The 21082-nt window shown below is 74.4% G+C and carries 2 protein-coding genes; both read right to left on the bottom strand.

The features are described from left to right. Window positions 1–29 precede the first annotated feature (29 nt). The gene (locus M4D82_RS27385; protein WP_249768731.1) at window positions 30–15713 is read right to left on the bottom strand and encodes a type I polyketide synthase; all 15684 of its coding nucleotides are present in this window, start codon (window positions 15711–15713) and stop codon (window positions 30–32) included. A gap of 253 nt (window positions 15714–15966) precedes the next feature. Next, window positions 15967–20943 carry a type I polyketide synthase gene (locus tag M4D82_RS27380; protein WP_249768709.1) on the bottom strand — a complete coding sequence of 1659 codons (4977 nt, stop codon included), beginning with the start codon at window positions 20941–20943 and terminating at the stop codon, window positions 15967–15969. Window positions 20944–21082: the final 139 nt, after the last annotated feature.

Below are 21082 nucleotides of genomic sequence, written 5' to 3'. Positions count from 1 at the left end.
TCGAAGTGGTCAAGGTCGTCAAGGTCATCTCAGGACAGTCCGAGTTCGTCATCGAGGAGGTCGAAGAGCTCGTCGGCCGTGGCGGCCTGGATGTCCCGCTCTTCGGCGGCGTTGTCCTGTGCACTGTGCGTGTCATTCCACTTCGCCAGAAGGTCTCGCAACCGGGCGGTGATGCCCGCGCGTTCGACGTCGTCGGGGGCGACGGCCGAGAGGATCGATTCGAGCTTGTCGAGTTCGCCGTGGACGGACGGGCGGCCCGTGTCGCCCTGGCCGAGCCGTTCCCCGATGTACGCGGCGAGCGCCGACGGGGACGGGTAGTCGAAGATCAGCGTGACGGGCAGCCGCAGCCCGCAGGCGCCGGTGAGCCGGTTGCGCAGGTCGACGGCGGTCAGCGAGTCGAAGCCCAGGTCGAGGAAGCCGCGGCCGGCGTCGACGTCGTCGGCGGTGCCGTGGCCGAGTACGGCGGCCACCTGGGCGCGGACCAGTTCGTTCAGCGTCCGGTCGCGGTCGGCGGGCGACAGGCCCGCCAGCCGCTCCTGGAGGGAACCCGCCGGTTCGGCGGCGGTACGGGCGGTGGCCCGGTGCGCGGTGGGGGCGGCCCGGCGGGCGGGGGTGCGGACGAGTCCGCGCAGCAGCGGCGGCAGGGTGCCGTCGGCGGCCTGGGCGCGCAGCGCGGCCGGTTCGATCCGCATGGGCACGAGGACGGCGTCGTCCAGGGTGCGGGAGGTGTCGAACAGGGCCAGCCCCTCGTCGGGGGCGAGCGCGCCGACTCCGGCGCGGGCCATCCGGGTCAGGTCGGCCTCGTCCAGGGCGCCCGCCATGCCGTCGGTGGCCGCCCACAGGCCCCAGGCGAGGGAGCTCGCCGCGAGGCCACGGGCGGCGCGGTGCAGGGCGAGGGCGTCCAGGAAGGCGTTCGCGGCGGCGTAGTTGGCCTGGCCGGCGGCGCCGAAGCAGCCGGCGACGGAGGAGAAGAGCACGAAGGCGGAGAGGCGACGGCCCTCGGTCAGCTCGTGCAGGTTCCAGGCCGCGTCGACCTTGGGCCGCAGGACGGTGTCGAGGCGTTCGGGGGTGAGGGAGTCGATGATGCCGTCGTCGAGGACGCCGGCCGCGTGGACGACCGCGGTCAGCGGCCGGTCGGCGGGTACGGCGGCCAGTACGGCGGCCAGGGCGTCGCGGTCGGCGGCGTCGCAGGCCGCCCAGGTGACGTCCGCGCCCCGCTCGTTCAACGCGCGGGTCAGCTCGGCCGCGCCGGGCGCCGCGTCGCCGCTGCGGCTGAGGAGCAGCAGGTTCCGTACGCCGTGGGCGTCGGCGAGGTGGCGGGCGAAGAGACCGCCGAGGGTGCCGCTCGCGCCGGTGACGAGGACGGTGCCGGTGGTGTCGATCGCCGGGTGACCGGCCTCGGGGTCGGACGCGGCTGCGGCCCCGGCCTCGGCCTCGGCCTCGGCGCGGGCGATGCGGCGCAGCCGGAAGGCGTACGCCTCGCCCGCCCGCAGGGCCAGCTGCGGTTCGTCGCCCGCCAGGGCGGCGGGCAGGACGCCGAGGGAGGCGTCGGAGCCGTCGGTGTCGACGAGGACGAACCGGCCGGGGTTCTCCGACTGCGCCGACCGCACCAGGCCCCACACCGGGGCGTGGGCCAGGTCGGTGACGTGCTCGCCGGGTACGGCGGCCATCGTGCCCCGGGTGAGCAGGACCAGCCGGGCGGCATCGAGGCGTTCCTCGGCCAGCCACTCCTTGACCAGGGCGAGCGCCTGGTGGGCGGCGGTGCGGGCGGCGGTGGCCCGGCCACCGGCGGAGGCCGTGCCGGACAGCGGCACGATCACCACGTCCGGCGCCGGGGCGCCGGCGGCGAGGTCCCCGCGCAGCGCGGTGAGGTGGGCGTGGACCTCCAGCGGGGCGCCGCCGACGCGGAAGTCCGTCTGGTCCTCCCCGAGGACGACCCACCGCTCGTCGGCGGGGACGGGGCCGGCGACCAGGGGCAGCTTCGCCCACTCGACGCCGAACAGGGACTCGTGGTGCGCGGTCCGCTCGCCGCCGAGCCGCACGGCGGACACCGGGCGCAGGACCAGGGAGTCCACCGAGGCGACGGGAGCGCCGGTGGAGTCGGCGACGTCCAGGGCGACGCCGCCGGACGGGCCGGTGGTGATGCGGACCCGCAGGTCCGCGGCGCCGGCCGCGTGGAGGCGCACGCCGGTCCAGGCGAAGGGCAGCCGCGCGCCCTCGGCGGGCTCGGACGCGTCGGCCGCGAGGCCGATGGCCTGGAGGGCGGCGTCGAGGAGCGCGGGGTGGACGCCGTAGGCGGCGGCGTCGGTCTCGTACGCCTCGTCCAGCGCGACCTCGGCGAAGACTTCGCCGTCGCGCCGCCAGGCGGCGCGCAGGCCCTGGAAGGCCGGCCCGTAGGCGAGGCCGGCGGCGGCCGCGGCCGGGTAGAAGCCGTCGACGGGCACGGGTTCGGCGTCGGCCGGCGGCCACGCGGCCAGGTCGAAGGCGCGCGCGGGCCCGGCGGGGGCGAGGACGCCCGTGGCGTGCCGGGTCCACGGCTCCTCGGCCGGGGCGTCGGCCGGACGTGAGTGCAGGGTCAGGGTGCGCCGGCCGGTCTCGTCGGCCGCGTCGACGGCCAACCGGAGCTGGACGGCTCCCTGTTCGGGGAGGGTGAGGGCGGCCTCGATGGCCAACTCCTCGACGGTGTCGCAGCCGACCTCGGCGCCGGCCCGCAGGGCGAGTTCCACGAAGGCGGTACCGGGCAGCAGGACGGTGTCCATGACCGTGTGGTCGGCCAGCCACGGGTGGGTGGACAGGGCGAGGCGTCCGGTGAGGACCAGCCCGTCGGAGGCGGGCAGTTGGACGGTGGCGCCGAACAGCGGGTGGTCGGCGGCATCCAGACCGGCCGCGAGCACGTCCTCGACGGAGAGACCGACGTCGAGCCAGTAGCGCTTGCGCTGGAAGGCGTAGGTGGGCAGGTCGACGCGGCGGGCGCCGGTGGCGGAGAAGTACGCCGGCCAGTCGGGCGTGACGCCGTGGACGTGGGCCCGGGTGAGGGCGGCGGTGAGCGCCTCGGTCTCGGGGCGGTCCTTGCGGAGCAGGGGCAGGCGGAGCGCCGGCTCGGCGGCTTCGGCGCCGTCGGGCAGGCAGTCCTGGACGAGCGCGGACAGGGTGGCGTCGGGGCCGAGTTCGACGTAGGCGCTCACCCCGGTCGCGTCCAGGGCGCGGACGCCGTCGAGGAAGCGGACGGCCTCGCGGACGTGGCGGACCCAGAAGTCGGCGGAGGTCATCTCGTCGGTGACGAGCGCGCCGGTCAGGCAGGACACGATCGGGATGCGGGGGCTCTCGTAGACCAGACCCTCGGCGACCTTGCGGAAGTCGGCGAGCATGCCGTCCATGTGCGGGGAGTGGAAGGCGTGGCTGACGGTCAGTCGCTTGGTCTTGGCGCCGCGCTCCTCGAAGTGCGCGGCGATCGCGAGCGCCGCGTCCTCGTCGCCGGCGACGACCACGGACCGGGGGCCGTTGACGGCGGCGATGCCCACCCGCTCGGTGAGCAGCGCCGAGACCTCGTCCTCCGTCGCCTGTACGGCGATCATCACTCCGCCGGTGGGCAGGGCCTGCATCAACCGGCCGCGTGCGGCGACGAGTTCGGCGGCGTCCTGGAGGGTGAGGACGCCGGCCACGTGGGCGGCGGCGATCTCGCCGATGGAGTGTCCGGCCAGGACGTCGGGCCGCAGACCCCAGCTCTCCAGCAGCCGGAACAGGGCCACCTCGATCGCGAAGAGGGCGGGCTGCGTGTACTCGGTACGGTCCAGCAGGGCGGCGTCGGATCCGAACAGGATTCCCTTCAGGGGCAGTTCGAGGTGCCGGTCCAGTTCGCCGCAGACCTCGTCCAGGGCCCGCGCGAACACGGGGTGGGCGTCGTGGAGTTCGCGTCCCATGCCGAGGCGCTGGCTGCCCTGCCCGGTGAACAGGAACGCCACCTGGTGCTCGCGTGCGGTCCCCCGTACCAGGGTGGCCGCGTCCTCGCCGCGGGCCAGTGCGTCCAGGCCGCGGAGCAACGCGTCGCGATCCCCGGCCACCAGCGCGGCGCGCTGCTCCAGGGCGGAGCGGGTGGTCGCCAGCGAGAAGGCGAGATCGGCGGTGCGCAGGGCGGGGTCGGTGTGGACGCGGGTGTGGAGCAGGCGGGCCTGGGCGCGCAGCGCGTCCTCGCCGCGGGCCGACAGGACCACGGGGACGTACGGCGTACGGGGTTCCGGCTCGGTGTCCCTGGCCGGCCGGGGCTCGGAGGCCGCGTCCGGGGCCTGCTCGATGACGGCGTGGGCGTTCGTCCCGCTGATGCCGAAGGAGGAGACGCCCGCGCGGCGCGGGCGGCCCGTCTCGGGCCACTCCACCTGCTCGGTGAGCAGGGACACGGCGCCCGCCGTCCAGTCGACGTGCGGGGTGGGCTCGTCGACGTGGAGGGTCTTGGGCACGATGCCGTGGCGCATCGCCATGACCATCTTGATGATGCCGGCGACACCGGCCGCGGCCTGGGTGTGGCCGAGGTTGGACTTCACGGAGCCGAGCAGCAACGGCCGGTCGTCGCCGTGGTCGCGGCCGTAGGTGGCCAGCAGGGCCTGCGCCTCGATGGGGTCGCCGAGGGTGGTGCCCGTGCCGTGGGCCTCGACCACGTCGACGTCCGCGCCGGTGAGGCGGGCGTTGGCGAGGGCCTGACGGATGACGCGCTGCTGGGACGGGCCGTTGGGGGCGGTCAGGCCGTTCGAGGCGCCGTCCTGGTTGACGGCGGAGCCGCGGACGATCGCCAACACCTGGTGGCCGTTGCGGCGGGCGTCGGAGAGCCGCTCCAGCAGGAGCATGCCCGCGCCCTCTCCCCAGCCGGTGCCGTCGGCGGCGGCCGCGAAGGACTTGCAGCGGCCGTCGGCGGCCAGCCCGCGCTGGCGGCTGAACTCGATGAACGTGCCGGGCGTGAACATCACGGTCACCCCGCCCGCCAGGGCGAGGGAGCACTCGCCGGCGCGCAGGGCCTGCGCCGCGAGGTGCAGGGCCACCAGCGAGGAGGAGCAGGCCGTGTCGACGGTGACCGCCGGGCCCTCCAGACCGAACGTGTAGGCGACGCGGCCGGAGACGATGCTGCTGGAACTGCCCGTGCCGAGGTAGCCCTCGACACCGTCGGGCACGGCGTGCAGGCGTGCGCCGTAGTCGTGGTACATGACGCCCGCGAAGACGCCCGTACGGGTGCCGCGCACCGAGGAAGGGGCGATGCCGGCCCGTTCGAAGACCTCCCAGGTGGTCTCCAGCAGCAGCCGCTGCTGCGGGTCCATGGCGAGGGCCTCGCGCGGGGAGATCCCGAAGAACGAGGCGTCGAACTCGGCGGCGTCGTGCAGGAAGCCGCCCTCGCGGGCGTACGAGGTGCCCGGGTGCTCCGGGTCGGGGTGGTACAGGGCGGCGGTGTCCCAGCCGCGGTTCTCCGGGAGGCGGGTGATGCCGTCCTCGCCGGCGGTGAGGAGCCGCCAGAGGTCCTCGGGGGTGCGGACGTCGCCGGGGTAGCGGCAGCTCATCGCGACGATGGCGATGGGTTCGTCGTCGGCCACGGCCGTCGTGGGCGCGGCCGAACCGGCGGCGGCGTTCCGGTCCGTGCGCATCTCCGCGTCGGTGTCGCCGAACAGTTCGGTGCGCAGGTGGCGGGCGAGGACGGTCGGGTCCGGGTAGTCGAAGATCAGGGTGGCGGGCAGGCGCAGGGCGGTGGCGGCGTTCAGTCGGTTGCGGAGTTCGACCGCGGTGAGCGAGTCGAAGCCCAGCTCCTTGAAGGCCCGCCCGGACTCGACGGCGGCGGGGCCTGCGTGTCCGAGTACGGCCGCGACCTGCGTACGGACCAGGTCCAGCAGCGCCCGGTCCTGTTCGGGCGCGGACAGCCCCGCCAGGCGGGCCCGGGGGCCCGACCCGTCACCGGCGGCGACGGCCGCCGCGTCGACGGAGCGGCGGGCGACGCCGCGTACGAGGCCGCGCAGCAGCGGGGCGATGGTGCCCGCGGCGGCCTGGGGGCGCAGGGCCTCGCCGTCCACGCGCATGAGGGCCACGGCCGCGTCGTCGAGGGAGACGGCGGTGTCGAACAGCTCCAGGCCGTCGGCGGCCGTCAGCGGGGGCAGTCCGGCCCGGCGCATGCGGTTGACGTCGGCGGCGTCCAGGGCGCCGGCCATGCCGTCCGCCACCGACCACAGGCCCCAGGCCAGCGCGGAGGCCGGCAGGCCCTGGGCCCGGCGGTGTTGGGCGAGGGCGTCCAGGAAGGTGTTGGCGGCGGCGTAATTGGCCTGGCCGGGGCCGCCGAAAAGGCCGGAGGTGGAGGAGAAGAGCACGAAGGCGGACAGCGGGTGACTCTTCGTCAGCTCGTGCAGGTTCCAGGCGGCGTCCACCTTGGGGCGCAGCACCGCCGACAGCCGCTCGGGCGTCAGGGAGGAGATGATGCCGTCGTCGAGGACACCGGCGGTGTGGACGACGGCCGTCAGCGGGTGCTCGGCGGGAACCCGCGCGAGCAGTGCGGCGAGGGCGTCCCGGTCGGCCACGTCACAGGCCGCCCAGGCGGCCGTGGCCCCCGACGCGGCGAGGTCGGCGGTCAGTTCGGCCGTGCCGGGCGCCTCGGCGCCGCGCCGGCCGACGAGGAGCAGACGGCGCACCCCGTGGGCGGTGACCAGGTGGCGGGCGATGAGCCCGCCGAGGGCGCCGGTGGCGCCGGTGATCAGCACCGTTCCGTCGGGCCCGAAGGCCGGGGCGCGGCCGTCCCGGCCGGGGCGCGCCTCGTCCTCGGTCCCGACTTCCGTTTCGGTTTCTGTCGCGGCTTCCGTCTCGGCTTCCGTCTCGACGCGGGCGAGGCGCGGGACGAGGACGGCGCCGCGCCGCAGGGCGAAGCGTTCCTCCTCGGCGGTGAGCGCGGCGCGCAGGGCGGCATCGTCACCGCCGTCGGTGTCGGTGTCGATGTCGATGTCGACGTCCACGAGCGCGATCCGGCCGGGGTTCTCCGTCTGCGCGGATCCCAACAGGCCCCAGACGGTGGCGGCGGCGAGGTCGCGCACGTCCTCGACCGGGGTCGCGGCCACCGCGCCCCGGGTGACGAACACCAGTCGGGCGGCGGCGAACCGCTCGTCGGCGAGCCAGGCCCGGGCGAGGGCGAGCGCGGCGTGCGCGGCCTCGTGCACGGCGGGCGCGGAGAGGGGGGCGGGCGTCGGGGCGAGGTGGACGAGTACCTCGTCGGGTACGACCGTCCCCGCGTCGACGGCGGCGGCCAGCGCCGCCAGATCGGCGTAACGGTCCGCGTAACGGTCGGTGTCCGTCGGGTCGTCGGCTCCGGCGCGGCCGAGGAGGGCGTAGCGCGTGGCGTCCGGGGCGGTGAGGCCGGTGAGTTCGGTCCACTGCCGGTGGAACACGGACTCGTGGTAGGTGGCGCGTGCGGTGCGCAGTTGGTCGGCGCTCACCGGGCGCAGGCCGAGCGAGGCGACGGCCGCGACGGGGGCGCCGGTGGCGTCGGCGATCTCCAGCCGGACCCCTTCGGCGCCGGCCGGGGTGAGGCGGACGCGCAGCGCGCTCGCGCCGCCCGCGTACAGCGACACCCCGCTCCAGGCGAAGGGCAGCCGGCCCCGGCCGTCGTCGGCTCCGATGCCGCCCAGGCCGATGGCGTGCAGGGCCGCGTCGAGGAGCGCGGGGTGCAGGCCGAAGCGGCCCGCCTGGTCTTCGGTGCCCTCGGGCAGGCTGACCTCGGCGTACACGGCGTCGCCCTGCTGCCAGGCCGTCCGCAGGCCGCGGAAGGTGGGGCCGTAGGCGAAGCCGATGGCGTCGAGCGCCTCGTAACGGCCGTCGAGCGGTACCTCGGTGGCGCCGGCCGGGGGCCAGGCGGTCAGGTCGAAGTCGGCGGCGGGGCGGCCGGCTTCGGCGAGGACGCCGGCAGCGTGCCGCGTCCACGGCTCCTCGGCCGCCAGGCCCTCGGCCCGGGAGTGCAGGGCGAACGGGCGGCGGCCGGCCTCGTCGGCGGCGCCGACCCACACGCGCAGCCGGACGCCGCCGCGCTCGGGCAGGACCAGGGGGGCTTCGAGGGTGAGTTCTTCGAGGTAGTCGCAGCCGAGCTGGTCGCCGGCGCGGGTCGCGAGTTCCACGAAGGCCGTGCCGGGCAGCAGGACACTGCCGAGGATGGCGTGGTCGGCCAGCCAGGCGTGCGTGGACAGGGAGAGGCGGCCGGCGAAGACCATGCCGTCCGACTCGGGCAGGGCGACGCCTGCGCTGAGCAGCGGGTGGGCCGTGTCGTCGAGGCCGATCGCCTCGACGTCCCCGAGCTGGAGGTGGGAGACGGCGGGCCAGTAGCGCTGCCGCTGGAAGGGGTAGGTGGGCAGGTCGACGCGCCGGGCGCCGGCGCCGGCGAAGTACGCCGTCCAGTCGACGCCGATGCCGTGGACGTGGGCTCGGGCGAGGGCGGTGGTGGCTGCCTCGGCCTCGGGGCGGCCCTTGCGGAGGACGGGGACGAAGACGGCGTCCTCGGTGACGCAGTCCTGGGCGAGGGCGGACAGCACGCCGTCGGGGCCCAGTTCGAGGTACGTGGTGACCCCCGCGTCCTCCAGGGCGCGTACGCCGTCGAGGAAGCGGACGGCCTCGCGGACGTGGCGGACCCAGAAGTCGGCCGTCGCCATCTCGTCGGAAGCCAAGGCCCCGGTCAGGTTCGACACGATCGGGATGCGCGGAGCGGCGTACGTGAGCTGCTCCGCGACCTCGCGGAAGGCGTCGAGCATGCCGTCCATGTGCGGCGAGTGGAAGGCGTGGCTGACGGTCAGACGCTTGGTCTTCCGGTCGGGGAACGACTCGGCGATGGCGCTCGCCGCGTCCTCGTCACCGGCAATGACCACCGACTGCGGACCGTTGACGGCGGCGACGCTCACCCGATCCGTCAGCAGCGGCAGGATCTCCTCCTCCGACGCCTGAACAGCGATCATCACCCCGCCGCCCGGCAGCGCCTGCATCAACCGGCCACGAGCCGCGACCAGGGCACACGCGTCCTCCAGCGAGAACACCCCCGCCACATGCGCGGCGGCGATCTCACCGATCGAATGCCCGGACACGAAGTCCGGCTCCACACCCCACGATTCCAGCAGCCGAAACAGCGCCACCTCCATCGCGAACAACGCCGGCTGCGTGTACTCCGTACGGTCCACGAGCTCGGCGTCCGAGCCGAACAACACGTCCTTCAGCGGAAGTTCGAGCAGCGCGTCCAGGTGGGCGCAGATCGCGTCCAGCGCGTCCGCGAACGCCGGGTGGGCCTCGTAGAGTTCGCGGCCCATCGCCGTGCGCTGGCTTCCCTGGCCGGTGAACAGGAACGCGAGCTTCCCCGCGACCGGCGAGCCCTCCACGAGCCCGGCGGCCGGCGCTCCCTCGGCCAGCTTCACCAGCCCCCCGAGCAGCGCCGTACGGTCCGCGGCCACCACGGCGGCGCGGTGCTCGAACGCGGAGCGGCCGAGGGCCAGGGAGAGCGCCAGGTCGGCGGGGCGGGCGTCGGGGTGCCGTTCGGCGTGGGCGAGGAGGTGACGTGCCTGGTCGCGCAGCGCGTCCGCGGTCTTGGCGGAGAGCAGCCACGGCAGCGGCGCGGTGTCCGCCGGTACCGTGGCCGCCGGTACGGTGGCCGCCGGCTCGGCCGGGACCGTCTCCGGGGCCTGCTCGATGATGGTGTGGGCGTTGGTGCCGCTGATGCCGAACGAGGACACGCCGGCCCGGCGCGGGCGCCCGGTCTCGGGCCACTGGGTCGGCTCGGTCAGCAGGGCGATGTCTCCGGCCGTCCAGTCGACGTGCGGCGACGGCTCGTCCACGTGCAGGGTGCGCGGCAGCACGCCGTGCCGCATCGCCAGCACCATCTTCATCACACCGGCGACGCCGGCGGCGGCCTGGGTGTGGCCGAAGTTCGACTTGATCGAGCCGAGCAGCAGCGGCTGCCCGTCCGTGCGGCCCTGGCCGTACGTCGCCAGCAGGGCCTGCGCCTCGATGGGGTCGCCGAGCCGGGTGCCCGTACCGTGGGCCTCGACCGCGTCGACCTCGGCGGCGGACAGGCCCGCACTGGCGAGGGCCTGGCGGATGACGCGCTGCTGGGAGGGGCCGTTGGGGGCCGTCAGGCCGTTGCTCGCGCCGTCCTGGTTCACGGCCGAGCCGCGGACCAGGGCGAGGACGGGGTGCCCGTTGCGGCGGGCGTCGGAGAGCCGCTCGACGAGCAGCATGCCGAGGCCCTCGCCCCAGCCGGTGCCGTCCGCGCCGGCGGCGAAGGCCTTGATCCGGCCGTCGGCGGCGAGGCCGCGCTGGCGGCTGAAGTCGATGAAGGAGGCGGGCGTGGACATGACGGTCACACCGCCGGCGAGGGCCATGGTGCACTCGCCGGCCCGCAGGGCCTGGATCGCCCAGTGCAGGGCGACCAGCGAGGACGAGCAGGCCGTGTCGACGGTGACGGCCGGGCCCTCCAGGCCCAGGACGTAGCTGACGCGGCCGGAGACGACGCTCGCCGCGTTGCCGGTGCCGAGGAAGCCCTCGCTGCCGTCGGGGGCGGCGAGGATGACGTCGAGGTAGTCCTGCCCGTTCGTGCCGGTGAAGACGCCGATGCGCTCTCCGCGCACGGTGGCGGGGTCGATGCCGGCCCGCTCGAAGGCCTCCCACGAGGTTTCCAGGAGCAGTCGCTGCTGCGGGTCCATGGCGAGGGCCTCGCGCGGCGAGATGCCGAAGAAGGCGGGGTCGAACGCGGTGGCGTCGGCGAGGAAGCCGCCTTCGCGGACGTAGGTGGTGTTCTCGGTGACGGACTCCGGGTCGTACAGGCCCTCCAGGTCCCAGCCGCGGTCGGCGGGGAAGCCGGAGATGGCGTCGCGGCCGTCGGCGAGCAGCTCCCACAGCTGTTCGGGGGTGCGTACGCCACCGGGGAAGCGGCAGCTCATCGCGACGATCGCGATGGGGTCGTCGTCGGTGGCGGCGGCCGCGGCGATGCGCGAGCCACCGTCCGCCGCCTCGGCGGGCTGTGCGCCGAGGAGTTCGCCCTGCAGGAAGGCTGCCAGCGAGAGGGAGTTGGGGTAGTCGAAGATCAGGGTCGCCGGGAGGCGCAGCCCGGTCCGGGAGGTGAGGAGGTTGCGGATCTCCACCGCGGTCAGGGAGTCGAAGCCGAGGTCGCGGAAGGCGATGGCCGGGTCCACGGAGGCCGCGCCGGGGTAGCCGAGTACGGCGGCGATCTGGGTGCGGACGAACTCCAGGGTGAGCGCGTCGCGTTCGGCCGCCGGCGCCTGGGCCAGCTCGCTCGCGAAGCTGTCCGTCGGGCCCGTACCGGCGGCGGCGGTGGTACCGGCCGTGGTGAGGGCGTGCGCGGCCTCGGGGAGGTCGGCGATCAGCGGGCAGGGGCGGACGGCCGTGAGGCCGGGCGCGAGGCGGTCCCAGTCGATGTCGGCGACGACGGACGCGGTCTCGTCCAGGGTGAGCGCCGTGTGCAGGGCGGACAGGGCCAGTTCCGGTGCGAGGCCCGGCAGTCCGGCGGCGCGCAGGCGCTCGGCGACGAGTTCGTCGGTGGCCATGCCGCTCTCGGCCCAGGCACCCCAGGAGATCACGGTGGCGGGCAGGCCGTCGGCGCGCCGCTGCTCGGCGAGGGCGTCCAGGGAGGCGTTGGCGGCGGCGTAGTTGGCCTGCCCGGCGGCGCCGAAGGCGGCGGCGAGGGAGGAGAACAGGACGAACGCGGAAAGATCCAGGTCGCGCGTCAACTCGTGCAGGACGTGCGCCGCGTGGGCCTTGGGACGCAGGACGCCCGCCATGCGCCGCGCGGTCTGCGCGTCGAGGACGCCGTCGTCCAGGACGCCGGCGGCGTGGACGACGGTGGTCAGCGGGAGTTCGGCCGGGACGGCGGCGAGGAGGTGGGCCACGGCGTCACGGTCGGCCACGTCGCAGGCCGCGAGGGTGACCCGGACGCCCGATTCGCGCAGCTCGGCGGCGAGTTCGTCGGCGCCTTCGGCGGCGGGGCCGCTCCTGCTCACCAGCAGGAGGTGCTCGGCGCCGGTCCGGGCGAGCCAGCGGGCCACGTGCCGGCCGAGCGCGCCCGTCGCGCCGGTGATCAGGGCCGTGCCGGAGGTGGTCCACTCGTCGGCGGCGGCTCGCTCCTGCGGGGCGCGGGTCAGCCTGCGGACGAAGACGCCGGTGGAGCGTACGGCGAGGTGGTCCTCGGCGGCGAGCCCGCCGAGGACGTCCGCGAGCCGGGCGGCGGCGCGCTCGTCGGCGGTCGGGGGCAGGTCCACGAGGCCGCCCCAGCGGCCGGGCAGTTCGAGGGCGGCGGTGCGGCCGAGGCCCCAGACGGGCGCCTGGGCGAGACCGGTGAGCCGGTCGGAGCGGCCGGTGGACACGGCGCCCTGGGTGGCGGCCCAGAGCGCGGCGTCCACGTCCGCGTCACCCAGCGCCTGGACGAGGGCGAGGGTGGCGGCGAGTCCGGCGGGCAGCGCCGGGTCCTCGGGGTGCGGCCGCTCGTCGAAGGCGAGCAGCGAGAGCACGCCGGCGGGCACGCCTGCGGGCGCGTCGGCCGAGGCGAGGGTTTCGGCGATGCGGGCGGCGAGGGCGGCCCGGTCGTCGGCCGTCGCGTCGACCGTCAGGCTGCTGACGGTGACCCCGCGCGCGGTCAGGGCCCGCTGGGCGGCGAGGGTCCAGGGCGCGTCCGCGTACCCGGCGGGGACGACGAGCAGCCAGTGGCCGGCCAGAGGCGCGGCCTCGGTGCCGGTGAGGGGCTTCCAGGTGACGCGGTAGCGCCAGCCGCCGACGGTGTCACGGTCGCGGTGGCGGCGGTGCCAGGCGGAGAGCGCGGGCAGCACGCCGCTGAGCGGCTCCTCGCCGTCCACGCCGAGGGTCTCGGCGAGCGCGGCCAAGTCCTCGCTGTCGACGACCTCCCAGAACTTGGCGTCGGTCGCCCCGAGTTCGCGGCCGTCGGCGGGTCCGGTCAGGTCGCTGAAGGGGTCGCGCGGCCAGTACGGCTCGCGCTGGAACGCGTACGTCGGCAGCTCGACGCGGCGCGCGCCGGTCCCGGCGAACCGGGCGGCCCAGTCCGGGGAGAGGCCGCGTACGTGGGCGCCGGCGACGGCGGCGGTCAGCGAACGGGCTTCGGGGCGGCCGGTGCGCAGCGCGGGCAGGAACGCGGCGGCGCGGGGGCCGGCGGCGGTCTGGCAGTCCTGGCCGAGGGCGGAGAGGACCCCGCCGGGGCCGATCTCCAGGTACGCGGTGACGCCGCGGCTCTCCAGCCAGCGCATGCCGTCGAGGAAGCGGACGGCCTCGCGGACGTGGCGGACCCAGAAGTCGGGCGTCGCCATCTCGTCGGTGACCAGGGCGCCGGTCAGGTTGGAGACGATCGGGATGCGCGGGGCGGAGTACGTGAGCCGCTGCGCGACCTCGCGGAAGGCGTCGAGCATGCCGTCCATGTGCGGGGAGTGGAAGGCGTGGCTGACGGTGAGGCGCTTGGTCTTGCGGCCCCGCTCCTCGAAGACCGCCGCGACCGCGCCGGCCGCGTCCTCGTCGCCGGCCACGACGACGGCCTGGGGGCCGTTGATCGCGGCGATGGCCACGCGGTCGCTCAGGTGGGGCAGGACCTCGTCCTCCGAGGCCTGGACGGCGATCATCACGCCGCCGACGGGCAGCGCCTGCATCAGCCGGCCGCGCGCGGCGACCAGCGTGCACGCGTCGTCCAGGTCCAGTACCCCCGCGACGTGCGCGGCGGCGATCTCACCGATGGAGTGCCCGGACAGGAAGTCGGGCTTCACACCCCATGATTCGAGCAGCCGGAACAGCGCCACCTCGACGGCGAACAGCGCCGGCTGGGTGAACCGCGTCTCGTCCAGCAGAGCGGCCTCGGTCCCGAACAGCACATCCCTCAGCGGCAGTTCGAGGGCCATGCACTCCGAGACCGCGTCCAGCGCCCGCGCGAACACCGGGTAAGCGTCGTACAGTTCCCGACCCATGCCCAGGCGCTGGCTGCCCTGGCCGGTGAACAGGAACGCCAACTTGCCCTCGGTGGCGACCCCTTCCACGACGTCCGCGGACGGCCGACCCTCGGCCAGGGCGGCGAGTGCGGCCAGCAGCTCGTCGCGGTCCTCGGCGACGATCGCGGCGCGGCGGTCCAGGGCGGCGCGGGTGAGCGCCTGTGAGAACGCGACGTCCGCGACGCGGAGGCCGGGCCGGTCCGTGAGGTGGGCCAGGAGCGTGGCGGCCTGCGCCCGCAGCGCGACCTCGGTCTTACCGGAAAGGACGACGGGCAGCACGGCCGCCGCAGGAGCGGCCGCTTCGACGGCGGAACCCTCGGCGGGTCCCTCGGCGGGCTCCTCCGCCGGCTCCTCGGCGCTCTCCAGGATGACGTGCGCGTTGGTGCCGCTCATGCCGAACGAGGAGACGCCGATCCGGCGGGGCCCCTCGTGCACCGGCCAGGGCCGCGCCTCGGTGAGCAGGGACACCTCGCCCGCCGACCAGTCGACGTGCGGGGTCGGCTCGTCCAGGTGCAGGGTCCGCGGCAGCACCCCGTTGCGCATCGCCATGACGCTCTTGATGACGCCCGCGACACCGGCGGCGGCCTGCGCGTGACCGATGTTGGTCTTGAGCGAGCCCAACCACAGCGGCCGTCCGTCGGGGCGGTCCTGGCCGTAGGTGGCGATGATCGCCTGCGCCTCGATGGGGTCGCCGAGGCCGGTTCCCGTGCCGTGCGCCTCGACGGCGTCCACCTGGTCGGGCGTGAGTCGGGCGTTGGACAGCGCCTGGAGGATGACGCGCTGCTGCGAGGGGCCGTTGGGGGCGGTGAGGCCGTTGCTGGCGCCGTCCTGGTTCACCGCCGTGCCACGGACCACGGCGAGGACGCGGTGGCCCTTGCGGCGGGCGTCGGAGAGCCGCTCCACGAGCAGGACGCCGACGCCTTCGGCGAGGCTGAAGCCGTCGGCGTCGGGCGAGAACGCCTTGCAGCGGCCGTCGGTGGCGAGGCCGCGCTGCTTGCTGTAGTCGATGAACGTGCCGGGCGCGGCCATGAGGGTGGCGCCGCCGGCCAGGGCCATCGAGCATTCGCCGTTGCGCAGGGCCTGGACGGCCAGGTGCAGGGCGACGAGGGAGGAGGAGCAGGCTGTGTCGACGGTGACGGCCGGGCCTTCGAGGCCGAACGTGTACGACAGCCGGCCCGAGGCGACGCTCGCCGCGTTTCCGGTGCCGAGGTAGCCCTCCACGTTCTCGGAGGAACTCAGCAGCGCCGTCAGGTAGTCGTGGTTGCTGGTGCCGACGAACACGCCGACCTGCTTGCCGCGCATCGAGGTCGGGTCGATGCCCGCGCGCTCGAAGGCCTCCCACGAGGTTTCCAGCAGGAGCCGCTGCTGCGGGTCCATGGCGAGGGCCTCGCGCGGGGAGATCCCGAAGAGCGACGGGTCGAACCGCGCGATGTCCCGGACGAAGCCGCCCTGGTTGGCGTAGCTGGTGCCGGGGTGCTCGGGGTCGGGGTGGTAGACGGTGTCCATGTCCCAGCCGCGCTCGGCGGGGAATCCGGTGATGGCGTCGACGCCGTCGGCGACGAGCTGCCACAGCTCCTCCGGCGACGTCGCGCCTCCCGGATAGCGGCAGCCCATGCCCACGATGGCGATGGGATCCTGGTTCTTCGCCTCGACGTCCCGAAGCCGCTGACGCGTCTGGTGCAGATCCGCTGTCACCAGCTTCAGGTAGTCCCGCAGCGTCTCTTCATTCGCCATTTAACGCAACCACCCATTTGCAGCAGACGGCATCGGAAAACTGTGTGCAGAGCCGAGAATTGGCATCGGAAATGCGAGCGCTCCGCTCTCCGGCGAAGCGACTGCTCGATCGCAGGCTATTTCTCGCCCAACCGCCCTACAACCCCTAACTGCCCCCTACGCACCCCTGGGGTAGGGGAATGCGTAGGGGGCAGTCTTTCCCCGGTCAATTACCTCGGGGGCGGGCTATCTTCACCGATAAACCGGCGGACCGTCAATAACGTCCGAGGCCCTTGTTGATAAAGGCGAACAGTTCCTCGTCGCTCGCGTCCTGGAGCTGCTCCACCGCGTCGATGCCGCCGTCCGCGTCGTCCGTCGCCTCCCCTGCCGCACCGCCGGGCACGGAGCCGTCCACCCCGCCGCCGGGGCCGGCCGCTGTCCGCGCCGCCGTCGGGTCCTCGCTCTCGTTCCACTTCGCCAGCAGCGACTGGAGCCGCATCGTCACCCGGGCCCGTACGACGTTGTCGCCGGTGCCCCGTTCGAGTACGGACTCCAACCGGTCGAGCTCCTCCAGCAGCGGCGCCCCGCCCGCCACCGCGTCCGGCACGATCTCGGCGCGCAGGTAGGCGGCGACGGCGGCCGGGGTGGGCTGGTCGAAGACCAGGCTGGCCGGCAGCTTCAGGCCGCTCACCGCGCCGAGGCGGTTGCGCAGCTCGACGGAGGTGAGGGAGTCGAAGCCCAGCTCCTTGAAGGCCCGGCCGGCCTCGACGGCCGTGAGGTCGGCGTGGCCGAGGACGGCGGCGACGGCCGTCCGCACCAGGTCCAGGAGCAGCCGCTCCTGCTCGACCTCGGGCAGCCCGGCGAGCTGCCGCGTCAGCGGCACTCCCCCGGTCAGGTCCTCGGTCGACTCCCGCTCGGCGCTCTCCATGACCCGCCGGGCCTCGGGGAGTTCCAGCAGCAGCGGCCGGGCGCGGTCGGCGGTGAAGGCGAGGGTGAACCGCTTCCAGTCCATGTCGACCACGGTGAGGGCGGTCTCGTCGCGGTCCAGGGCGTGCCGCAGCGACGTCACGGTCCGCTCGGGCGACATGGCGAGGATGCCGTGGCGGCGCATACGGTCGCCCGCCGCGCTGTCGTCCCCGTCCGCGCTGCCCCAGGGGCCCCAGGCGAGGGAGGTCGCCGGGAGGCCTTCGGCCCGTCGGTACTCGGCGAAGGCGTCGAGGAAGGCGTTGCCGGGTGCCTGGTTGCCCTGGCCGGGGGCGCCGAAGGTGGCGGCGAAGGAGGAGAAGAGGACGAACGCCGAAAGGTCCAGGTCGCGGGTCAGCTCGTGCAGGTTCCGCGTCCCGTCCACCTTGACCGCCAGGACGCCGGCCACCTGCTCGGGGGTCAGCGTCTCGATGACCCCGTCGTCCAGGACGGCCGCCGTGTGCACGACGGCCGTCAGGGGCCGGTCGGCGGGGATCGCGGCGATGAGGGCGGCGAGGGCGTCGCGGTCGCTGACGTCGCAGGCGACGAGGGTGACCTCGGCGCCGAGCGCGGTCAACTCCTCACGCAGCTCGCCCGCGCCGGGCGCCTCGGCACCCCGACGGCTGGTCAGCACCAGGTGCTCGGCGCCGTTCGACGCCAGCCAACGCGCCACGTGCGCGCCCAGCGCACCCGTACCACCGGTGACCAAAGTGGTTCCGCTCGGACGCCACTCGCGTACAGCGGGGCTGTCGGACAGCCGGGCCCGCACGAGACGGCGTACGAACAACCCGGAGGACCGGACGGCGACCTGATCCTCGGCCGCGTCCCCGGCCAGCACCCCCGCGAGCCGTTCGAGCACGCGGTCGTCAGCCTCCGACGGCAGGTCGATCAGGCCGCCCCACCGGCCCCCCTGCTCCATGGAGGCGACGCGCCCGAGGCCCCAGATGAGCGCCTGCTCCGGGTCCGTGACCCGGTCGGCCCGCCCGGCGGCGACCGCGCCCCGGGTGACGCACCACAGCGGCGCGGCCACGTCGGCGTCACCGAGGGCCTGGGACAGCGCCAGACCGGCGGCGAACGCCCCCTCTCCGCCGAGGGCGAGGAGGGAGAGGACGCCGGCGGGGTGGGTGGCCCCGTCTGTGGCGGTCTTGAGGGCGGTGGTGAGCGCGTCCCGGTCGGCCGCGTCGGCGGCCACGGTGACCGTACGGACCTCCGCGCCGCGCTCGCCGAGCGTACGCAGCACGGCGGCGGCCGTGTCGACGTCCGGGCCGGCCAAGGCCTCGGGCACGACGACCAGCCAGGCCCCCGAGAGCCGCGTGGCACCGGCTTCGGCCAGCGGCTTCCAGGTGACGCGGTAGCGCCAGCCGTCGACCGTGGACTCCTCACGGCTCTGCCGCCGCCAGGAGGAGAGGCCGGGCAGGACGGTGCCGAGGGACTGGATGGCGTCGGGGGTCTCGAAGGCGAGGGCTTCCGCGAGCGCCGTGACGTCCTCGCGTTCGACGGCGTCCCAGAAACGGGCGTCGAGCGCGCTCTCGGCCGGCGGCGCCTCGGGGTCGGCGGGCGCGGCCTCGGGCCAGAACCGCTGCGACTGGAAGGCGTACGTCGGCAGGTCCACGCGCCGGGCGCCGGTGCCGGCGAAGACGGCATCCCAGTCCACGGTCACACCACGCACGTAGGCCTCGCCCAGGGAGAGCCAGAAGCGCTCCAGACCGCCTTCGTTACGGCGCAGCGACCCCAGGATCGCGGCCTCACGGCCGGCGTCCTCCACGGTCTCCTGCATCCCGACGGTCAACACCGGATGCGGGCTGGACTCGATGAACACACCAAAGCCCTGGTCCAGAAGCGTCCGGGTGGCCTCCTCCAGCTCCACCGTCTGACGGAGATTACGGAACCAGTAACCGGCGTCCAACTCGGGGCCGTTGACCCATTCGCCGGTGACGGTCGACAGGAAGGGAACCTCCGCGTCCTGCGGGACGATCGGAGCGAGGAGCGTGTCGAGTTCCCCGCGCAACAGCTCGACCTGCGCGGAGTGCGAGGCGTAATCCACCGCGATCCGCTTGGCCCGCACGCCATCGACCTCGCACGCGGCCAGGAACTCGTCCAGCGCCTGAACCTCACCCGAGATCACCACGGACGACGGCCCGTTCACGGCGGCGACGGAGATCCGCTCCTCACCCCACGGCCCGATCCGCTCCCGCACCGCGGCAGCCGGCAGCGGCACGGACACCATCCCACCCAGCCCCGCCAACACCCGACCGATGGCCTGACTCCGCAGAGCCACCACACGGGCCGCGTCCTCCAACGACAGGATCCCCGCCACACACGCGGCGGCTATCTCCCCCTGCGAGTGACCGATCACCGCACCCGGAAGGACACCGGTGGACCGCCACACCTCGGCCAACGACACCATCACCGCGAACAACGCCGGCTGAACGACATCCACCCGCTCCAGCGAGGGCGCGCCCTCAACACCACGCAGGACGTCGAGCAACGACCAGTCGGTGAACGGCTCCAGCGCCTTCGCGCACTCCTCGATCCGCGCCGCGAACACCGGCGACGACTCCAGCAGCCCGGCGGCCATCCCCACCCACTGCGAACCCTGCCCCGGGAACACGAACACCGTCTTCCCACCCACCACCGAACCGGTCACCACACCGGCCGCCATCCCACCCGAAGCCACCGCACGCACACCGGCAGCGTGATCACCCAACACCACCGCCCGGTGGTCCAGACCCGCACGCGTCGACGCCAACGACCACCCCACATCCACCGGATCCAACTCCGGCAGACCCGCCAACCGCTCCGCCTGCGCCCGCAACGCCGCCGCACTCCTACCCGACAACACCCACGGCACCACCGGCATACCCGAACGGACACCCGGCTCGACCTCGAAAGCTTCGACCGCCTCCGGCGCCTGCTCCACGATCACGTGCGCGTTCGTCCCGCTGAACCCGAACGACGACACACCCGCACGACGCGGACGGTTCGTCTCGGGCCACGTCGTCCGCTCCGTGAGCAGCGCGACCGCGCCCGACTCCCAGTCCACGTGCGGCGACGGCTCGTCCACGTGCAGGGTCTGGGGCAGGACGCCGTGCCGCATCGCCAGCACCATCTTGATGACGCCGGCCACTCCGGCCGCGGCCTGCGTGTGCCCGATGTTCGACTTCACCGACCCCAGGAGCAGCGGCTGCCCTTCCGGGCGGTCCTGCCCGTACGTGGCCAGCAGCGCCTGTGCCTCGATCGGGTCGCCGAGGGAGGTGCCCGTGCCGTGGGCTTCCACGACGTCGACCTGGTCGGTGGAGAGCCGGGCGTTGGCGAGGGCCTGGCGGATGACGCGCTGCTGGGAGGGGCCGTTCGGGGCCGTCAGGCCGTTGGAGGCACCGTCCTGGTTGATGGCGCTGCCCCGAACCACGGCCAGCACCGGGCGCCCGTTCTTCCGCGCGTCGGAGAGCCGCTCCAGGAGCAGGACGCCCACGCCTTCCGCCGGGCCGAAGCCGTCGGCGCCGGCCGCGAAGGCCTTGCAGCGGCCGTCGGTGGACAGTCCGCGCTGCTTGCTGAACTCCACGAAGAGTCCGGGCGTGGACATCACGTGGACGCCGCCGGCTACGGCCAGCGAGCACTCCCCGGCCCGCAGCGCCTGCACCGCCAGGTGCAGCGCGACGAGTGACGCCGAGCAGGCCGTGTCGACGGTGACGGCCGGGCCCTCCAGGCCGAAGGTGTACGAGAGCCGGCCGGACAGCACGCTGGAGGCGTTGCCGGTGCCGAGGTGGCCCGCGTAGTCCTCGGCCGCTTCCAGCAGCGGGGTGAGGTAGTCGGAGCCGTTCATGCCGACGAACACGCCGCACTGGTTGCCGCGCAGGACGTGCGGGTCGATGCCGGCCCGCTCGAACGCCTCCCACGAGGTTTCCAGCAGCAGCCGCTGCTGCGGGTCCATCGCCATGGCCTCGCGCGGGGAGATCCCGAAGAAGTCGGCGTCGAAGGCGGAGGCGCCGTCGAGGAAGCCGCCCTCGCGGGTGGTCGAGGTGCCCTGGTCGTCCGGGTCGTCGGAGAAGAGGTGGTCCAGGTCCCAGCCGCGGTCCGCGGGGAATTCGGTGAGGGCGTCGCCACCGGCGGCCAACAGGTCCCAGAGTTCTTCGGGAGAGCGGACGCCGCCGGGGAATCGGCAACTCATGGCCGTGATGGCGATGGGCTCGTGGGCCTGGCTCTCGATGTCCCGCAGACGTCCGTACGCCTCGTCGAGATCCGTCGTGACCTTCTTGAGGTATTCGCGGAGCTTTGCTTCGTTCGCCACTGGCGCTTCACCTATTCGCGTGATCGAGACCGTGGTGGGGACGGGCTCAAGGGAATTCAAGGGAGTTCAGGGGAACCCGAGAATATTTGAGGAATTCGACGAAGCCCCGGGCCGTACCGCCGGAACAGGGGTTCCGGCG

Origin of the sequence: Streptomyces sp. RerS4 (assembly GCF_023515955.1) — a bacterium.
Lineage (GTDB): Bacteria > Actinomycetota > Actinomycetes > Streptomycetales > Streptomycetaceae > Streptomyces.
The sequence above is the reverse complement of the archived record's forward strand: the minus strand, read 5'-3'. Positions and strand labels throughout refer to the sequence as shown.

What these genes read in the sequence shown, in the direction of transcription:
- M4D82_RS27385 (WP_249768731.1), bottom strand. Translation starts at nt 15,713, where the DNA reads ATGGCGAATGAAGAGACGCTGCGGGACTACCTGAAGCTGGTGACAGCG.